The 16,808-nt window shown below is 32.7% G+C and carries 18 protein-coding genes; 14 read left to right on the top strand and 4 right to left on the bottom strand.

Annotated elements, in window-relative coordinates:
* Window positions 1-91 precede the first annotated feature (91 nt).
* From B7R65_RS12810 to B7R65_RS12800, 3 genes are all read left to right on the top strand, one after another.
* A complete protein-coding gene (locus B7R65_RS12810; RefSeq protein ID WP_088043169.1) occupies window positions 92-388 on the top strand; it encodes a rhodanese-like domain-containing protein in 297 nt (98 codons plus the stop codon).
* A 224-nt stretch (window positions 389-612) separates the two neighbouring features.
* The gene (locus B7R65_RS12805) at window positions 613-825 is read left to right on the top strand and encodes a DUF2553 family protein (protein ID WP_179194862.1); all 213 of its coding nucleotides are present in this window, start codon (window positions 613-615) and stop codon (window positions 823-825) included.
* A 29-nt stretch (window positions 826-854) separates the two neighbouring features.
* A complete protein-coding gene (locus B7R65_RS12800; RefSeq protein ID WP_088043167.1) occupies window positions 855-1,034 on the top strand; it encodes a hypothetical protein in 180 nt (59 codons plus the stop codon).
* Between the two features lie 43 nt (window positions 1,035-1,077).
* Here B7R65_RS12800 and B7R65_RS12795 read toward each other — a convergent pair whose 3' ends face one another.
* The gene (locus tag B7R65_RS12795; RefSeq protein WP_088043166.1) at window positions 1,078-2,346 is read right to left on the bottom strand and encodes a BaiN/RdsA family NAD(P)/FAD-dependent oxidoreductase; all 1,269 of its coding nucleotides are present in this window, start codon (window positions 2,344-2,346) and stop codon (window positions 1,078-1,080) included.
* Between the two features lie 153 nt (window positions 2,347-2,499).
* Between B7R65_RS12795 and B7R65_RS12790 the strand changes: the two genes are divergently transcribed.
* Together B7R65_RS12790 and B7R65_RS12785 are read left to right on the top strand one after the other, a co-directional pair.
* Window positions 2,500-4,119, top strand: a complete 1,620-nt coding sequence (locus B7R65_RS12790; RefSeq protein WP_088043165.1) for a putative polysaccharide biosynthesis protein — start codon at window positions 2,500-2,502, stop codon at window positions 4,117-4,119.
* 71 nt (window positions 4,120-4,190) lie between these two features.
* Window positions 4,191-4,916: a pseudouridine synthase gene (locus B7R65_RS12785; RefSeq protein ID WP_088043164.1), complete on the top strand. Its 726-nt coding sequence runs from the start codon at window positions 4,191-4,193 to the stop codon at window positions 4,914-4,916.
* A gap of 56 nt (window positions 4,917-4,972) precedes the next feature.
* Here the strand turns inward: B7R65_RS12785 and B7R65_RS12780 are convergent, their stop codons facing one another.
* The gene (locus B7R65_RS12780) at window positions 4,973-5,173 is read right to left on the bottom strand and encodes a DeoR family transcriptional regulator (RefSeq protein ID WP_056473526.1); all 201 of its coding nucleotides are present in this window, start codon (window positions 5,171-5,173) and stop codon (window positions 4,973-4,975) included.
* 307 nt (window positions 5,174-5,480) lie between these two features.
* Between B7R65_RS12780 and pepV the strand changes: the two genes are divergently transcribed.
* The 6 genes from pepV (at window position 5,481) to B7R65_RS12750 (ending at window position 12,873) form a co-directional block, all read left to right on the top strand.
* A complete protein-coding gene (pepV, locus tag B7R65_RS12775) occupies window positions 5,481-6,884 on the top strand; it encodes a dipeptidase PepV (RefSeq protein ID WP_088043163.1) in 1,404 nt (467 codons plus the stop codon).
* A gap of 64 nt (window positions 6,885-6,948) precedes the next feature.
* Window positions 6,949-8,136: an MFS transporter gene (locus B7R65_RS12770; protein ID WP_088043162.1), complete on the top strand. Its 1,188-nt coding sequence runs from the start codon at window positions 6,949-6,951 to the stop codon at window positions 8,134-8,136.
* On the top strand, window positions 8,136-8,687 hold the full coding sequence (gene thpR, locus B7R65_RS12765; protein WP_179194861.1) for an RNA 2',3'-cyclic phosphodiesterase: 552 nt from the start codon (window positions 8,136-8,138) through the stop codon (window positions 8,685-8,687). Before B7R65_RS12770 ends, thpR begins: the two co-directional genes overlap by 1 nt.
* Before the next feature lie 28 nt (window positions 8,688-8,715).
* Complete coding sequence (locus B7R65_RS12760) at window positions 8,716-9,717, top strand: hypothetical protein (protein WP_088043160.1); 1,002 nt, start codon at window positions 8,716-8,718, stop codon at window positions 9,715-9,717.
* 48 nt (window positions 9,718-9,765) lie between these two features.
* A complete protein-coding gene (gene pulA, locus B7R65_RS12755) occupies window positions 9,766-11,922 on the top strand; it encodes a type I pullulanase (RefSeq protein ID WP_088043159.1) in 2,157 nt (718 codons plus the stop codon).
* Window positions 11,923-12,087: 165 nt separating this feature from the next.
* Entirely contained in the window at window positions 12,088-12,873 is a 786-nt protein-coding gene (locus tag B7R65_RS12750) for a phosphotransferase family protein (protein WP_306298471.1), read from the top strand.
* Between the two features lie 34 nt (window positions 12,874-12,907).
* Here B7R65_RS12750 and B7R65_RS12745 read toward each other — a convergent pair whose 3' ends face one another.
* Window positions 12,908-13,186 (bottom strand): YtzH-like family protein, encoded by a 279-nt coding sequence (locus tag B7R65_RS12745; protein WP_088043158.1) that lies wholly within the window; start codon window positions 13,184-13,186, stop codon window positions 12,908-12,910.
* A gap of 131 nt (window positions 13,187-13,317) precedes the next feature.
* On the opposite strand from B7R65_RS12745, the gene trmB reads away from it, so the two are divergent.
* Complete coding sequence (gene trmB, locus B7R65_RS12740) at window positions 13,318-13,959, top strand: tRNA (guanosine(46)-N7)-methyltransferase TrmB (RefSeq protein ID WP_088043157.1); 642 nt, start codon at window positions 13,318-13,320, stop codon at window positions 13,957-13,959.
* 354 nt (window positions 13,960-14,313) lie between these two features.
* A complete protein-coding gene (locus B7R65_RS12735; RefSeq protein ID WP_088043156.1) occupies window positions 14,314-15,171 on the top strand; it encodes a YtnP family quorum-quenching lactonase in 858 nt (285 codons plus the stop codon).
* A 35-nt stretch (window positions 15,172-15,206) separates the two neighbouring features.
* Here the strand turns inward: B7R65_RS12735 and B7R65_RS12730 are convergent, their stop codons facing one another.
* Window positions 15,207-15,518, bottom strand: a complete 312-nt coding sequence (locus B7R65_RS12730; RefSeq protein WP_088043155.1) for a PepSY domain-containing protein — start codon at window positions 15,516-15,518, stop codon at window positions 15,207-15,209.
* 162 nt (window positions 15,519-15,680) lie between these two features.
* On the opposite strand from B7R65_RS12730, the gene B7R65_RS12725 reads away from it, so the two are divergent.
* Window positions 15,681-16,751: a M42 family metallopeptidase gene (locus tag B7R65_RS12725; protein ID WP_088043154.1), complete on the top strand. Its 1,071-nt coding sequence runs from the start codon at window positions 15,681-15,683 to the stop codon at window positions 16,749-16,751.
* Window positions 16,752-16,808 lie beyond the last annotated feature (57 nt).

Below are 16,808 nucleotides of genomic sequence, written 5' to 3'. Positions count from 1 at the left end.
ATAATATTGAAGATAAGTACATAATCATTCTTTTTGCATCGCTAAAGAGAAGTTGATAAGATAATGCTATGAGTAAGGAGGAAATAAGAAGATGAATTCAATTTCAGCAAATGAAGTAAAAGAACGATTAGATGCCGGTGAAACTTTATTTTTAGTTGATGTACGAGAAGATTTTGAAGTTGAGCATGGTAAGATACCAGAGGCTATTCATATTCCAATGGGAGAGATTCCAACTAAATTAGATGTATTTAATAAAGAGATGGAATATATTTTTATTTGTAAAGCAGGCGTGCGAAGTGAAAACGTATGTGAATATTTGACCGACCTAGGCTATAAGGCTATTAATATGGAAGGTGGCATGATGGCCTGGGAAGGTGAATTAGATTAAAAGAGTCTTCATCTCATATTTTGGGGATTTGTCTACACATTAAAAGAGTAGATCCAACATAATGGTTGGATTTACTCTTTTTTTTAGTCAACAATGCTTGGCTTAAAAATGGGCTTAAGTTTTTTTGATTAATAAGATTATCCTCGAAGTTCTGACATATATTATAGTAGAACCTCATATATTTCTTCATTGAGGCCTTGATTGTTAGAAAGGAGGGGGTTGATTTGCCTAAAACATTGAAAATCGACATTACGGATAAAGTTATTGGAAAGTTTAAGGAAGGTCATATAGAACTATATTCTTCAAAGTATTTAATTGGGAAATTTTTCTTTAAAGAAATAGAGCCTACTTTCCAATTAGCAGATGGGTATGTAGAAGAGGATGGACGATTTTATTTATTAGTTAATTTACAACATGAACAATCAAATGTACGCTGAAGACCTTAACACTTAGGGAAGGTGAATTTGTGTTAAAGACAAAAAAGATGAGTGAAGAGCATGAAACGAGATTGGATGCGAGAGAAAAGATGAACAGGTTGAATGAAGAATTAAAAGTAATGGAATATAAAATGACACTAGCATCAATTGGGGGGAGTAATCCAATCTTGTGCTTTTCTTTATGTAATCATGAAAGGACCAAACGATAAAAAAAATAGTCGTTGGTCCTTTGTTTATAAAATATAACTGTGTTTATAAATGTAATGAGTACTCGGCTGCAGATGCACCAGCTAATCGTCCAGTAACAAATGCGGCTGTAATATTGTAACCTCCTGTATAGCCATGGATATCTAATAATTCTCCGCAAAAATAAAGTCCATTCATTAACTTAGAAGACATTTCTTTTGGATGTATCTCCTTAGTCGAAACTCCTCCACCTGTTACGAATGCTTTTTCAATTGAAAGTGTTCCATTCACTTCAAATGTAAAGCTTTTAAAAGATTGGACAAGCTCTCTTATTTTTAATGTACTAATCTCATTGCACGAGGTGGATTCATCTATTCCACATTTTGATAGTAAAAATAATAGATATCTTTCAGGCGCTAATCCCTTTAATACATTTTTTACTGATTTCTTAGGTTCGTTTTTTAGCAGATTATTTGTTTCTTGAAAAATAGCTTCTTCATTTTGATCTGGGAATAGATCAATTGCCATTGTCACGATTTTTGTATTGAATTTTTGTTGTACTTTATACACAAATTGGCTACATCTAAGTGCTGCTGGACCCGAAATTCCAAAGTGGGTAAAAAGCATGTCCATTTTATGTGAAATCACCTTTTTACCTTTTGGATTTAGTACACTTAATTCAATGTCTCTTAACGCGAGTCCTTGTAATGTTTTGCTCTGAATGAATCCTTCACTCGATGTGATAGGTACTTCCGTTGGGAATAGTTCAGTTATTGTATGACCTGCTTTTTTGGCCCAAGCATACCCATCACCAGTTGAACCAGTATGAGGTACGGATTTACCGCCAACAGCAAGTACAACACTTTTCGTATTGATAACCGTTTTATCATTTAATAGAATGCCTACTACTTTGTCATTTTCATATAATACATCTTTAACAGTTCTATTTATTTGAATATCAACATGATGTTTTTTTAGTTTTTGAATTAATGCTTCCAAAACAGATTTTGAATCGTTTGAAACAGGGAACATTCTTCCGTGATCCTCTTCTTTAAGAGCGACGCCCATTTTCTCGAAAAATTGAATGATATCTTCATTATTATAAATAGAAAACGCACTGTATAAAAAACGTCCGTTTCCAGGAATATGCTTAATTACTTCTTCAACTGGTAAGCGGTTAGTGACATTACAACGACCTCCACCTGAGATAAGGAGTTTTTGTCCGAGTTTATTACCTTTCTCGAGTAGAAGGACTTTTGCCTTATTTTCAGCAGCACTTATTGCAGCCATTAAACCAGATGTCCCGCCACCTATTACAATCACGTCATAGTTCATTTTTTCACTACTTTCATTACAATTTCTTTTTTAAAGCATACCATTTTTTCAAATAAGCTCCAACTTCTTACCTATTTTTAATTTTTTCTTTTTATATGAATATGGTAAGATAGATTAGTTAGTTTGATTGATCGAATTAGTAGGAGGCAGTTTATGTCAGATTCAAAATTACTACGTGGTACGTTTATTTTAACTGCTGGAACTTTTCTTATAAAATTTCTAGGAATGATTTATACATTCCCATTTTTCGCTTTAGTCGGTACTCAAGGATCTGCGTTATATAATTATGGTTATGTTCCATATACATTATTCATTAGTATAGCTACTGCTGGTGTACCATTAGCTGTAGCGAAATTCGTTTCAAAGTATAATGCGATCGAAGAATATGAAACAAGTAGAAGATTGTTTCATGCGAGTCAGTTATTGTTAATTTGTACAGGCTTTCTTGCATTTCTAATTTTATTTATTTTAGCACCAGTCATTGCACCGTTTATGCTACCGAAAGATACACAAGGAAATAGTGTCGATGATGTAGTGTCTGTCATAAGGATTGTAAGTACAGCATTAATTTTTGTTCCTTCTCAAAGTCTATATAGAGGATTTTTCCAAGGACATCAATCTATGGGACCTACGACGATTTCACAACTATTAGAACAAATCGTTCGTATTGTATTTACCTTAGTAGGGAGTTATTTAATTCTTAGAGTGTTTGGTGGAACACTTACGCAAGCCATTGGCTTATCTACTTTTGCTGCAACACTAGGAGCAATCGGTGGTTTATTAATCTTGTTTTGGTATTGGAGAAATAGAAAACCTCACTTAGATGAATTATTACCTAAATCTAGGGGGCGAATTAATCCAACGAACATGGAAATGTTTAAGGAATTATTCTCTTATTCAATCCCATATGTTTTTGTAGGATTGGCTATTCCTTTATATCAACTTGTTGATCAATTTACTTATAATCGTACAATGGAAGCGAATGGATATAAAGATATAGCAGAAGCGACATACGTAATGTTTTCATTTACAAGTCATAAATTAGTAATGATACCAGTTTCGTTAGCTACAGCCTTTGGTTTAACACTTGTACCTGCGATTACTGAAGCCTTTGTAAGCCAAAATCATAAAAAATTACATAGTCAAATTACCCAAACTTTCCAGGTAGTTTTCTTCTTAACACTACCGGCAGTAGTTGGGATTTCAGTTTTAGCGGAACCAATGTATAGTGCGTTTTACGAAAAAAGTCATCTTGGTGGTATTATTTTAGGATTCTATGCACCAGTTGCGTTACTTTACTCACTCTTTACAGTAAATGTAGCAATCTTACAAGGAATAGACAAACAAAAGTATGCTATTGTGGGATTAGTAATTGGAGTAATCATTAAGATTATCTTAAATGTACCTTTAATTCATTATTTTCAAACAAAAGGTGCAATACTTGCTACTGCACTAGGTTATACATTTTCAATCGTTTATAATTTCTATTTTATCCGTAAGTATGCAAACTTCTCATTTAATAGAGTATTAAGACGAATACTATTTATGATCATATTGTCAGCGCTAATGGCAGGTTCAGTATATATCGTAGAACAATTTTTAGGTTTATGGTTTACGTATAAAGATGGAAGAATGATTTCGATGTTCCTAGTTTTAATTGGAGCTGCAGTTGGAGCGGTTGTTTATCTAGGAGTTGCATATAAATTAAACTTAATTGAAATTATATTAGGAGCTCGTATTTCGAATCGATTTAAATTTGGTAAAAAAGGATAAAACAGATAAGGTGAACCGTCTTTCAAAAGGTTCACCTTTTTTAATCTAAATGAAAGACAAGGTGTTTAATAATGAGAATTGATAAAATTTTATCCAATATGGGATATGGTAGTAGAAAAGAAGTAAAGGCTTTATTGAAACAAGGTGTTGTAAAAGTTGGAGATAATATAATCAAAAGTCCAAAAGAACATGTCGATATCGAAAATCAAGTAGTCACAGTAAATGGTGATGTCGTTGAGTATAAAGAATTCGTTTATTTAATGATGAATAAGCCCCCTGGTGTAATTTCTTCAACAGAAGACTCTGAACATGAGACAGTCATTGGATTATTAGAATATGAAGATATTATATTTGATCCATTTCCTGTTGGGCGTTTAGATAAAGATACAGAAGGATTATTATTAATTACAAACGATGGCCATTTAGCTCATCAATTACTATCTCCTAAGAAGCATGTGCCAAAAAAATATTATGCAACAATTGATGGGGTAGTAACCGAAGAGGATCGTAAAGCATTTGAACAAGGTGTTACTTTAGAAGATGGTTACTTAACAAAACCAGGATACTTAACGATTCTTAAGTCTGATGAGGAATCAGAAATAGAGCTTGTTATTATGGAAGGTAAATTCCATCAAGTAAAAAGAATGTTTGAAGCGGTTGGAAAAACTGTAACTTATTTAAAAAGATTAGAAATGGGTCCTTTAAAACTAGATGAGGATTTAGCCTTAGGTGAATATAGAGAATTGACTGATGAAGAATTAGATATGTTAAAGTCAGTTAATGAAGAAAAAGAATAAATAAAAAACAAAAACCCTTGATTAGACGTCAGACAAGCTAATCAAGGGTTTTTATTTTAAGAAGAAGCTTTTACTTTTTTACCTGTTACGGCCCACTTACCCCTACTTGGACTATAAACTAGATTATTAAACTCTAAAATGTTTAAATCACGTTGGATTGTTCTAGGTGTAATACCAAACTCCTCCACAAGGTCTTTCGTAGATACGGTACCATTTTCACTAATATACATGTAAATGGCTTTGATTCGAGTCAGCATTCGAGAAGTTCCAGAATTCAAAAAACCACTCCTTTACCGCTAGATTGTTCGCATAACAGGTCTTAAGTATATTTTACTAGAATAAACTATATTTTCATTTTACTCTTTTTAAGTAGTTTCATAACGAAATTTATGAAAATAATACAAAAACTTAATGAAAATTTGCGCAAACGTAATCACTTAGCAAGTTTATAGATATAGATTCTACAAAGAATGGCATAATCCTTCTTTTTTCGTATCAATTATTAAGAAATTATGATTAAATTTTAGAAGATGATAAAATATGTATATTAAAGGAGGTTTTTTTATGACACAAATTAATTGGATGGAAGAAGTATTAAAACGTAAAGAAGATTTTCTAAAGCAAACGATTGAGCTATTAAATATTGAAAGTGTTTATGATGAATCTACTATTACAAAAGAAGCACCGATGGGTAAAGGAATAAACGAAGCACTTACATATATGTTAACTCTAGGTGAAAAAGATGGATTTACCCCTAAAAATGTAGATGGCCTAGCAGGTCATTTAGAAATGGGAAGCGGGGAAGAGTTAGTTGGAATTCTATGTCACTTAGATGTAGTACCAGCAGGAGATGGTTGGTCACACGATCCTTTTGATGCCATCATTAAAGACGGAAATATTTACGCTCGCGGTGCAATCGATGATAAAGGTCCTACAATGGCTGCATACTTCGCGATGAAAATTGTAAAAGAATTAGGGCTTCCAATTAACAAACGAGTTCGTATGATTCTTGGTACAGATGAAGAAAGTCAATGGCGTTGTGTCGAGCATTATTTTGAAAAAGAGGAAATGCCAACAATGGGCTTTGCTCCAGATGCAGACTTCCCAATTATTTATGCAGAAAAAGGAATTTTAGATATTAAGTTTAATCAAAAATTAACATCTGAAGACGTAGGGAATGATTTTAAATTAAATTCGTTTTCTTCAGGAAGACGAGTAAATATGGTTCCAGATTATGCGAAAGCAGTCATTTCTGGAACAAAATTTGACTTAGAGGCTTTTACTAATCATATTAGTGAATTAGGCTGTAAAGCTTCTGCTAGCGAAGAAAATGGACAGCAAGTTTTAGAAGTAGAAGGTGTTTCTGTACATGGTATGGAGCCTGATAAAGGGAAAAATGCTGGTATCGCATTAGCGAGTTTCTTAAACCAATTCCGATTCAATGAACATGCTGCTAGCTTCTTAAAGTTTATTGTTGAAAACTTTAAAGGTGACTCAAGAGGTAAAAACTTAGGAGTTGCATTTAATGATGATATTACTGGAGATTTAACAATTAACTTAGGAATTATGCAATATGAGGATCAACAAGGTGGAACATTTGGGTTAACTTTACGCTATCCAGTAACGACTGATATCCAATCGGTAATTACAACTCTTACAGATCGTGGAAATGATTATGGTTTTGAATTTAACGAGATTAAAAATTCAACTCCTCACCATGTGCCAAAGGATCATCCATTAATTCAAACTTTACAAAAAGTATATGAAGAGCAAACTGGTGAAGAAGCTACTTTATTAACAATTGGTGGAGGAACATATGCGCGTTCACTAAGTGCTGGAGTTGCTTTCGGACCACTGTTCTTAGGTAAACCAGAAGTAGCTCATCAAAAGGATGAGTATGCTGAAATTGATGATTTATTAAAAGCAACTGCAATTTACGCACAAGCAATTGCAGAATTAGTTAAGTAAAATAATGAAAAGGGGAAGTATCACACCTCCCCTTTTTCTGTATATTTAGGAGTTGAATCAGATTTTGAACACATTAAATCTACGTGAAAAGAGCATTTTATTAATTTTTAAAGGCTATTATTTTTGTTTATTCTTTGCAATTGGATCCCTAGGACCTTTACTATCTTCTTACTTTAAAAATGTGTTGAATTTATCAACTTCTCAAATTGGATTATTGTTATCTCTAACACCAATTATCGCGATCATATCTCAACCTTTATGGGGAATGATGAGTGATTTTACACAAAACCCTAAAAGGATGCTTCTTATTGCACAAATTTCCACAATAGCAATTGCACTTTTCTATTCAACAATCACTTCATTTGGCATGCTATTATTTGTGGTCATAGCATTATCTATGACACAGAGTGCTTTAATTCCTCTTTCTGATAGCATCGCATTAAATTATGTCCAAAAAATTAGTGGAAACTATGGAGCTATTCGTTTATTTGGTTCAATTGGTTTTGCAATAGCCGTTTTATTTTCTGGTAAATTATCGGAAATGTATAGATTGAACATAATATTTTTTATTTTTGCATTTTTTATTTTAGTTGGAATCGTAATAACTTTTTTCTTGCCTAAATCAAATTTAACAAGTAAGAGGGAACCAATTTTAAAAGGGCTTCCAATTTTATTATCGAATAAAAAATTCTTACTGTTTTTATTTTTTGCTTTTGTCGTATTTGGACCAATAGCTGGTAATAATACATACTTTGGTTTATATATTCAATCATTAGGTGGAACATTAACGGGTGTAGGGATTGCTTTCTTGATATCCGCAGGAAGTGAAGCGCCATTTTTGCAAGTAGCAAAAAAACTGATAAATAAATACGGAATTTATAATATTTTAATTGCAACAGCACTTGTATCAGCATTGAGATGGTTCTTTTATTTTACGAATCCACCTCTATTCGTTTTATTTTTATCTTGTTTAACACAAGGATTAACGGTTGGTCTATTTATCCCTGCTGCATTGCAATTTGTTAGAGATGAAGCACCGGATTCTTTAAAAGCTACAGCTGTTACTGTTTATTCTGGTTTAGGATTAGGGATAGGCGAGTGGTTTTGTACATTTACTGGTGGATTTATTTCTGAAGCATTTTCGATTAAAGCGATATACATTATGTTTGGAACATTAAGCTTAATTGGGGTATTAATTATGCAAATTCTCAAAAAAGACTTAAATATTCGCGGCAAAAAGGAGATTGCATAGTGAGCGAGCATGTATTTCTTGCAGTTCCATTACCTTCTCAAATTAAAGAAAAATTAGATGCGTACGCAAAAGAATGGAATGGGAAATTACCATTTAAAAAATGGACTTTTTTAGAAGATTTTCACATAACCTTATCATTTTTAGGTCCTGTTACATATACAAAAAGTAAAGAACTTGTGAAACAATTGCGAGAGGAACTTTGTAATGGTAAAAGTTTTACACTTTCAATTAGAGATTTAGGTATTTTTGGATCTAGCGATCAGCCTCGTGTTTGGTGGTTTGGTGTAAATAAAAGTAATGACTTAATCGAGCTACAGAATCAAATAAGAAATATTTGTGAAGAGCAGGGATTTTCATTAGAAAAAAGACCATACCGTCCACATATTACAATCGCAAAGAAATTTAATGATACTTTTCAATCTAATTTTTACGTTCCACTTACATGGGATCAAAAAGGGGTAAGTTTTGAAGTAAATGAAATCGTTTTATATAAAATACAACCTGCTAAAAAGCCGAGTTATGAACCGATGGAATTTATCAAATTAATTTAAATGATTATTTAATTAAAGGGGAAGCAAAATGGCTCAGCTAATAAAATTACTAGATTATCCATCGAGATACGAAGTAGATATTTTTCACTACCCAAGCCAATACGTATTATTAAAAAGAGATCAGTGGGAAAAAGTAAAAGGGGCATGGGAAACGAATAATTGGGATTTTTCGGAAGAAACTAATCATTCAACTATTCAAATAGAAGATATAGACCCCATTAAATTAAACGATTTGCTCGAGGAAGAGGAAACGTTTTTATCAAAGGTTTGGAGTAAGTTGAAAAGACGTCCAAAAAATGAGCCATCAACAATCGAAGAAGATGAAACACTTGATCAATCAGATGATTTAAAATCTATCCTAGAAATTTTTAAAGTTGCTAATGAGTATTTCTCAGAAGAAGAACTGAAGCAAAAATTCTTAGATGAAATATATGAATTCCAATTAAAGTGGGCATCGTCGATTGGAATGGACGATAATGAGGAAGTTCGCAAAATACGTTATGATGAAACACTGAAATTTTTGTTGCAATCATTCCCGGACAATTTATTAGTTTTATATAAACCTGTTTTATATATCGGAAAGGCGCCAATTGAATTAGAAATATTGATCATTGGACCGATTGAAACGTACTGTATCTCGTTCGTTATGGGTGAAGAGAATCATGTGACAATTGCGGATAAAGGGAATTTTTGGTTGCAAAAAATTGTTAAACGAGAAAAGAAAATTGTGAACCCGATGTTTGGGTTAAACCGTATGGGTAAATTAGTTAGTAAAATATATGAAAAGAATAATATTGAAAGTACAGTACACAAAATACTCTTATCTACTAATGGTTATATTGATTATCAGCAGCTTCCAAAAGACGTCCAATTAGTTGATAAACGAAATTATCAGCAATGGCATGAACGAATTCTTAAAAAATCATCACCGATAAAACTAAGACAGTTAAAAGCTGCACAATCCATTTTAGCTCTTTGTGAATATACAAATCGTATCGATTTGGTTAACGAAGATAAAGATGATGAATAATAATATAATAGATACATTTTGAATTAATAAGTTGGATGGTGAATAGCGTTGTTTCATATTAAAAGAGCTTTCGAAGCTTATATAGATGGATTTCAAGAAATAACAATGATTATTCCCAAATCGAACAAACAAACACAGCACACTTTTTTTTACTTAGTTCAACAAAATAATTTGAAAACTCAACTACAAGTCACTTCGCAGATTGAGTTTGATACCTTTATAAAATACACAACTCATTCTCCAGAAACGCTTCTATTAGGAAAGTCCTATGAGGTAGAAGATGAGTTTGAAAATCGTACTGATTTACAAGTAGGTGGAGTCATTCGTTCTAATGATTTTGATGAAAAGTACGCTTATGAAGGGAATGATTTAGGGGCAACTTATGCACCTGAATTCACCAAATTTAAAGTTTGGGCTCCTACTGCATCAAAAGTAAAGCTTAGAATATATAAAAAGTATGATATCGAAGAAGAATTTACTGAAATCATTATGGATCGCGGTGAAAATGGTACTTGGGTCACTATGGTTAATGAAAATTGCGATGGCTTAGTCTATACATTCTTAGTATGTGTGAATTTAATATGGAGAGAAGCAGTCGATCCTTATGCCAAATCCGTCACAATCAATGGTAAACATAGTGTCGTAATCGATTTATCAAAAACAATTAAAGTAAGAAATGCAATTAGTGAACCGCCAAACTCATATACTGATTGTATTATTTATGAAGCTAGTATTAGAGATTTTACTTCTCATCCATTAAGTGGAGTCCAAAAAAAAGGTACGTATAAAGGCTTTCATGAAAAAGGTACTTTAATGAATCAGTTCTCTACAGGAATGGATTATTTGTGTGATTTGGGAGTTACACATATTGAATTATTACCTATTTTTGATTTTGAGGGAGTAGATGAATACAACCCATTTCAATCATATAATTGGGGATATAATCCATTAAATTTTAATTCCCCAGAAGGTAGCTACAGCATTCAACCCAATAATCCGTATGAAAGAATAAATGAATTAAAGAAACTTATTTCAGCTTATCATGAACACGGTTTACGAATTATTATGGATGTTGTTTATAATCATGTCTATGAGCTTCAAACAAGTCATTTCGAGCGAATTGTACCTGGTTATTATTTTAGGCAGGATGAGCAAGGACTTCCATCAAATGGAACAGGGGTTGGAAATGATTTTGCTTCTGAGCGTTTGATGGCAAGGCGTTTTATCATTCATTCTTTAAAGTATTGGACTGAAGAGTACGATATAGATGGTTTCCGTTTTGATTTGATGGGTATTTTGGATACGGTTACAATGAGTGAAATTGAAATTGAACTTTTTAACTTAAAACCTGAGTTAATACTTTTTGGAGAAGGATGGGATTTAAATACATCATTGCCATCATCTCAAAAAGCCTCCATTACTCAAAGTCATCAGTTAAGTAAGATTGGATACTTCAATGACCAGTTTCGAGATGGTATAAAAGGTAGCACTTTTTCTATCCAAGAAAAAGGATTTATATATGGTAAAAAGGATAATGACTTTTTTAATGATCTACTTACCGGAAGTGTAGGGTTATTTAATAAGCTTTCTCTATTTAAAGAACCATACCAATCAATTAATTACGTAGAATCCCATGATAATCATACAATGTGGGACCGATTACAATTATCGAATTCAAACGAAAATGAGGAATTACTGAAAAAACGTCATTTACTTGGAACAAGTCTCGTTTTATTATCATTTGGTGTACCGTTTCTTCATAGTGGCCAAGAGTTTTACAGAACTAAAATGGGTACTGAAAATAGTTATAATGCAGGAGACGCAATAAATAGTATTGACTGGGCAAGAGCAGAACGTGAGAAAAATTCGATTAACGTAATTAAAGAGTTAATAAGTATTCGAAAGCGATACAAAAGTCTACGATTTTCATTTAAAGAAGAATTACAAAAATATGTAAAACCTATTAAAGTTCATCCTGATATAATTGGATATCATATGACTGAATTAAATGATATTGATTCTATTAAAGAGTTAATGGTCCTATTTCATCAAGGTATGGAAGATACTTTTATTCAATTAGACAAAGAAAATGATTGGAACTATGTTTGGGATGGAAGAGAAAAATATGTTGAAAAAAATAAAAAAGCAAACTGTAAAAACTTACCAATCCCTGCACTTTCGACAGTTGTATTAGTAAAATGGTAGCAACTACTTGCAGATTCTAATTAAACAATGTAAACTTGTTTAAGATGGCTTATTACAGCTAATTGTAATAGGCTATCTTTCTTTTTGCTATAATTATTAACTTTTCGTAAGAAACATTAATTACCAATATTCAAACATATTTTTTCAACAAGGAACGGAAGAAAAATGGATCATATACAAGAAATGTTAGGAAAAGAATGGACAGTCTCGCCCGCCGGAGGTTTTACTGGCGAAGCGTATATAGCAGACAATAAAGACAAGAGATTATTTCTTAAACGGAATTCTTCTCCTTTTTTAGCGGTACTTTCAGCGGCTGGTTTTGTTCCAAAGTTAGTTTGGACTAGAAGACTAGAAAATGGTGATGTACTAACTGCCCAAGAATGGGTTATTGCACGTAGTCTAGAACCTTCTGAACTATCTGCGAAAGGGGTTGCTCAGTTTTTGCATCGTATTCATTCTTCAAAAGAATTGGTATACATGTTAACGAAGCTGGGAATCAATCCTCTGGAACCTCAAGAATTATTGCAAACAATTGTAGGTAATTTAACTGAGGAGTATACTCAGAGCAAGATTATTGTAAAAGGAATTGAATTTTTAGAGGAAAATATGCCATCTTTCGACCCTGAAGATTTAGTTGTTTGTCACAGTGATTTAAATCATCATAATTGGTTATTAACAGAAACAAATAGTTTATATTTAATTGATTGGGATGAAGCAATAATTGCTGATAAAGCATTTGACCTAGGAATGTTTTTATTTACGTATGTGGAACAAGACCAGTGGGATAAATGGCTTCGTAATTATGGGATTCGGATGACAGAAGATTTACTTAACCGGATGACATGGTATGTAGTTGCTCAAACAATCATTTGGATAAAGTGGTACACAGCTCGTGAAAACGAAAAGCAGACTCAAAAAATGGAGAGCCTGCTTGAAAAAATATTAGGCTAAAGAATAAAAATTTCCTCGGAAATTGTCAAATACATTAAGAATATGAATCAAAATCTGTAACCCATTGTGAAAGCTGATTTTGATGACTAGTAATATGTTGATCTAAATCAGAAGAATATTTTCCAGATTGACTGTAGTAATATACGTCATTTAACATGCTTTTTACATCATCAGTTACTTGATCATTTGTTAATAATGATTGGACAAGTCTTTCTAGTTGTTCACATTCTGAAACAGTTCCACAACAATCAGACTGATGGTTCATTAAAATATCTCTTAAAATCGTTAATTGGTGCTCGTGATTTAAAGGCATACAGTCCACATCCTTTTTAATTTAGGTACACTTGAAATAGTTTGTGTTAGACGAAACGATTTTATACAATACCATGTTAACCGAGTGCCATCTGTGCTTGGTTTTTTCTATGAAGAAAGGAAGATTTACGTATGCGATTAAGACATAAGCCCGGTGCGGCAGATCAAATAAAACAATATTGTCATTATGTAATACCAAACCCAACTGAAATTAAAGGGAAATGGCAATCCGTATTTGAAAAAGAACAACCACTTCATATTGAAGTTGGTACTGGCAGAGGGCGTTTTATGGTGGAGATGGCAAAAGCTAATCCTCATATTAACTATATTGGAATTGAGAAATATACAAGTGTTGTTTCAGATGCATTAGAAAAATTAATTGAAGCTGAGGTTCCTAATTTAAAACTGTTAAATGTAGATGCACAGAAATTAACTGACTTTTTTGAGGACGGAGAAATCGATCGAGTTTATTTAAACTTCTCTGATCCATGGCCGAAAGTTCGCCATGAAAAACGTCGTTTAACTTATAAAACATTTTTACAAATGTATCAACAAATTTTAAAATCAGATGGAGAACTTCATTTCAAAACAGACAACCAAGGCTTATTTGAATACTCTATTATGAGTATTGCTAATTATGGAATGACAATTCATTTCTTAAGCTTAGATCTTCATAACAGTGAGTTTGAAGGGAATATTATGACTGAATATGAAGAGAAATTTTCATCAAAAGGTAATCGTATTTATCGAATTGAAGCAGCATATCGTAAATAAAAAAAGACTAGCATAGACAATATTGTCATGCTAGTCTTTTTTTAGCTATTTTCATAAACATTTTTACTATTTAATCAGGGGGGAGTTTCCACTCTAGGATGCTTGTTTTTAGTGTGGATGACAGTGAGTACCTCGGCGCATTGTACTTGTGAGAAATCACCTTTCCCACTACTCCATTGAGAGTCAAGCATCTTCCAATCCAGACAATCATCAAAGCTTATTGACTAGTTCGATTTGGTTTCATTCGCATTCCCCTTTTGAAACCGAAAGCTTATTGTTTTAAAACAAGTAATATTCAGGGAATTTAGAAAAATGATATAATAGTAAAGACTATACTAGTGAAGGGGGATCATTATGGAGCAATTAAAAGTAGGATCTTGTGTTATCCAATGGTTGAATGGTGGGAATACTCAATTAGATGGAGGAGCAATGTTCGGAGTTGTACCAAAAGCATTATGGTCAAAAAAATATGTAGTAAATGATAATAATCAAATTCCGTTACGTACGGACCCTCTGTTCATTCAAACAAAAGGTTTAAATATAATAATAGACAGTGGAATTGGGGTTAATAAGTTAAATGAAAAACAAAAGAGAAACTTTGGAGTGACCGAAGATTCCAGTATTGAAACGTGTTTAAAAAATTATGGATTAAGTGTTGAAGAGATTGATTACGTAATCATGACACATTTACATTTTGATCATGCAAGTGGATTAACAAAACTTGTGAACGGTGAGTACAAATCTGTTTTTTCAAATGCTAAAATAATTACATCGAAAATAGAATGGGATGAGATGAGAAAACCAAACATCCGTTCAAGCAATACATATTGGAAAGAAAACTGGGAAGCAATTCAACATCAAGTAGTACCATTTGAAAATGAATATTCTGTTACTGAGGAAATGACAGTAATTCATACAGGTGGACATAGTGATGGACATAGTATTATAAAAATAGAAACTGAAAATGAACTATTATTACATATGGGTGACTTAATGCCAACACATGCACATCAATCTCCTTTATGGGTTATGGCATACGATGATTATCCTATGACTTCGATTTATGCGAAGGAAAAATGGGTAAACTTTGGATTGAAAAATAATTCTTGGTTTTCGTTTTATCACGACAATGTTTATAGAGCGATAAAATGGAATGAAGATGGACAAATCATTAGTACAATCGCAAAAGAAGAAACACCTTGTCAGTCTTGACAAGGTGTTTAAATTGAAATAGTGAGTTGTAAAACTTACACTAGTTGTGCTGAGATTAATTCACCGTTTACAGCATTAATGATAAATGAATAGCTTGATGTATGATTATCTGCTTCAACTACAGAGAAACCGCCTTCATACACATCTCCTTCATAATCAGGTAAATCAACCCATTTTGGTTCTGAATGAATCCAAGTACCAGTTACATTACCATACGATAGGAAAACTGGTTTAATTGTTTTTAATGCTTTTTCAGCTGGAACATATTGTGAAGATAACTTTTTCTGTAGATAGAGTCCACCAGCTATACCTAAACCTAATCCAATTAGTACACGTTTTAATTTCATTATTGCCACCTCTAAATAAGTAATATGTACGTGAAAAAATATTCTACTCCTTATCTTAGTCAAATAGAGTTAACATTTCAATGATTTACGTTGGTATTATATGCTTTTTTTCGTTAAAATAAAGAAGAAAATAAAATGTTTTGTATAGAGAGGAACGAAAATATGAATCAAGATACACTTCAACTATTTAAATTTCTTACAGAATTACAAGGCGCATCTGGGTTTGAACATGAAGTTCGTCATTTTATGAGAAAAGAATTAGAAAAGTACACAAATGAAATTGTGCAAGATCGTCTAGGAAGTATTTTTGGTGTAAAACGAGGAACTGAGGATGGCCCTACTGTAATGGTAGCCGGTCATATGGATGAAGTTGGATTCATGGTTACTCAAATTACAGAAAATGGAATGTTACGTTTTCAACCACTAGGCGGATGGTGGAATCAAGTATTACTTGCACAAAGAGTACAAGTAATGACTGATCAAGGACCTGTTATCGGTGTAATTGGCTCAATTCCTCCACACTTATTGAGTGATGAACTAAGAGCAAGACCAATGGATATTAAAAATATGTTAATTGATATTGGTGCAGATAATAAAGAAGACGCAATGAAAATCGGTATTAGACCAGGTCAACAAATTGTTCCGGTTTGTCCTTTCACACCTATGGCAAATGAGAAGAAAATCATGGCAAAAGCTTGGGATAATCGTTACGGATGTGGACTTGCAATTGAATTGTTAAAAGAAGTTCAAAATGAAAATTTACCTAATATTTTATATTCAGGTGCGACAGTTCAAGAAGAAGTTGGTTTACGCGGAGCACAAACAGCTTCAAATATGATTAAACCTGATATTTTCTATGCACTTGATGCGAGCCCAGCAAATGATATGTCTGGATCAAAAACAGAATTTGGCCAATTAGGTAAAGGTGTATTATTACGTATCCTAGATCGTACAATGGTTACACATAAAGGTATTCGAGAGTTTATTTTAGACACAGCAGAATCAAATAATATACCTTATCAATATTTTGTATCACAAGGCGGAACGGATGCAGGACGCGTACATACTTCAAATGACGGAGTACCTTCAGCAGTAATCGGTATTTGCTCACGTTATATTCATACAGCAGCTTCAATTATTCATGTAGATGATTATTTAGCTGCAAAAGAATTACTAGTTAAACTTGTAAAAGCTACTGACAAAACAACAGTAGATACACTTCGTAACTATTAATTGAGTACTAATAAGGAAGCCTATTTAGGCTTCTTTTCTATTTCATTGGATGGTAGG

Source organism: Bacillus sp. EAC (assembly GCF_002156875.1).
In the GTDB taxonomy this organism is placed as follows: domain Bacteria; phylum Bacillota; class Bacilli; order Bacillales; family Bacillaceae_G; genus Gottfriedia.
The sequence above is the reverse complement of the archived record's forward strand: the minus strand, read 5'-3'. Positions and strand labels throughout refer to the sequence as shown.

Bases quoted from the DNA above. Each gene is read 5' to 3' on its own strand.
- B7R65_RS12810 (WP_088043169.1), top strand. From the start codon at position 92: ATGAATTCAATTTCAGCAAATGAAGTAAAAGAACGATTAGATGCCGGT.
- B7R65_RS12795 (WP_088043166.1), bottom strand. From the start codon at position 2,346: ATGAACTATGACGTGATTGTAATAGGTGGCGGGACATCTGGTTTAATG.
- B7R65_RS12790 (WP_088043165.1), top strand. From the start codon at position 2,500: ATGTCAGATTCAAAATTACTACGTGGTACGTTTATTTTAACTGCTGGA.
- B7R65_RS12785 (WP_088043164.1), top strand. From the start codon at position 4,191: ATGAGAATTGATAAAATTTTATCCAATATGGGATATGGTAGTAGAAAA.
- B7R65_RS12780 (WP_056473526.1), bottom strand. From the start codon at position 5,173: ATGCTGACTCGAATCAAAGCCATTTACATGTATATTAGTGAAAATGGT.
- pepV (WP_088043163.1), top strand. From the start codon at position 5,481: ATGACACAAATTAATTGGATGGAAGAAGTATTAAAACGTAAAGAAGAT.
- B7R65_RS12760 (WP_088043160.1), top strand. From the start codon at position 8,716: ATGGCTCAGCTAATAAAATTACTAGATTATCCATCGAGATACGAAGTA.
- B7R65_RS12750 (WP_306298471.1), top strand. From the start codon at position 12,088: ATGGATCATATACAAGAAATGTTAGGAAAAGAATGGACAGTCTCGCCC.
- B7R65_RS12745 (WP_088043158.1), bottom strand. From the start codon at position 13,186: ATGCCTTTAAATCACGAGCACCAATTAACGATTTTAAGAGATATTTTA.
- trmB (WP_088043157.1), top strand. From the start codon at position 13,318: ATGCGATTAAGACATAAGCCCGGTGCGGCAGATCAAATAAAACAATAT.
- B7R65_RS12735 (WP_088043156.1), top strand. From the start codon at position 14,314: ATGGAGCAATTAAAAGTAGGATCTTGTGTTATCCAATGGTTGAATGGT.
- B7R65_RS12730 (WP_088043155.1), bottom strand. From the start codon at position 15,518: ATGAAATTAAAACGTGTACTAATTGGATTAGGTTTAGGTATAGCTGGT.
- B7R65_RS12725 (WP_088043154.1), top strand. From the start codon at position 15,681: ATGAATCAAGATACACTTCAACTATTTAAATTTCTTACAGAATTACAA.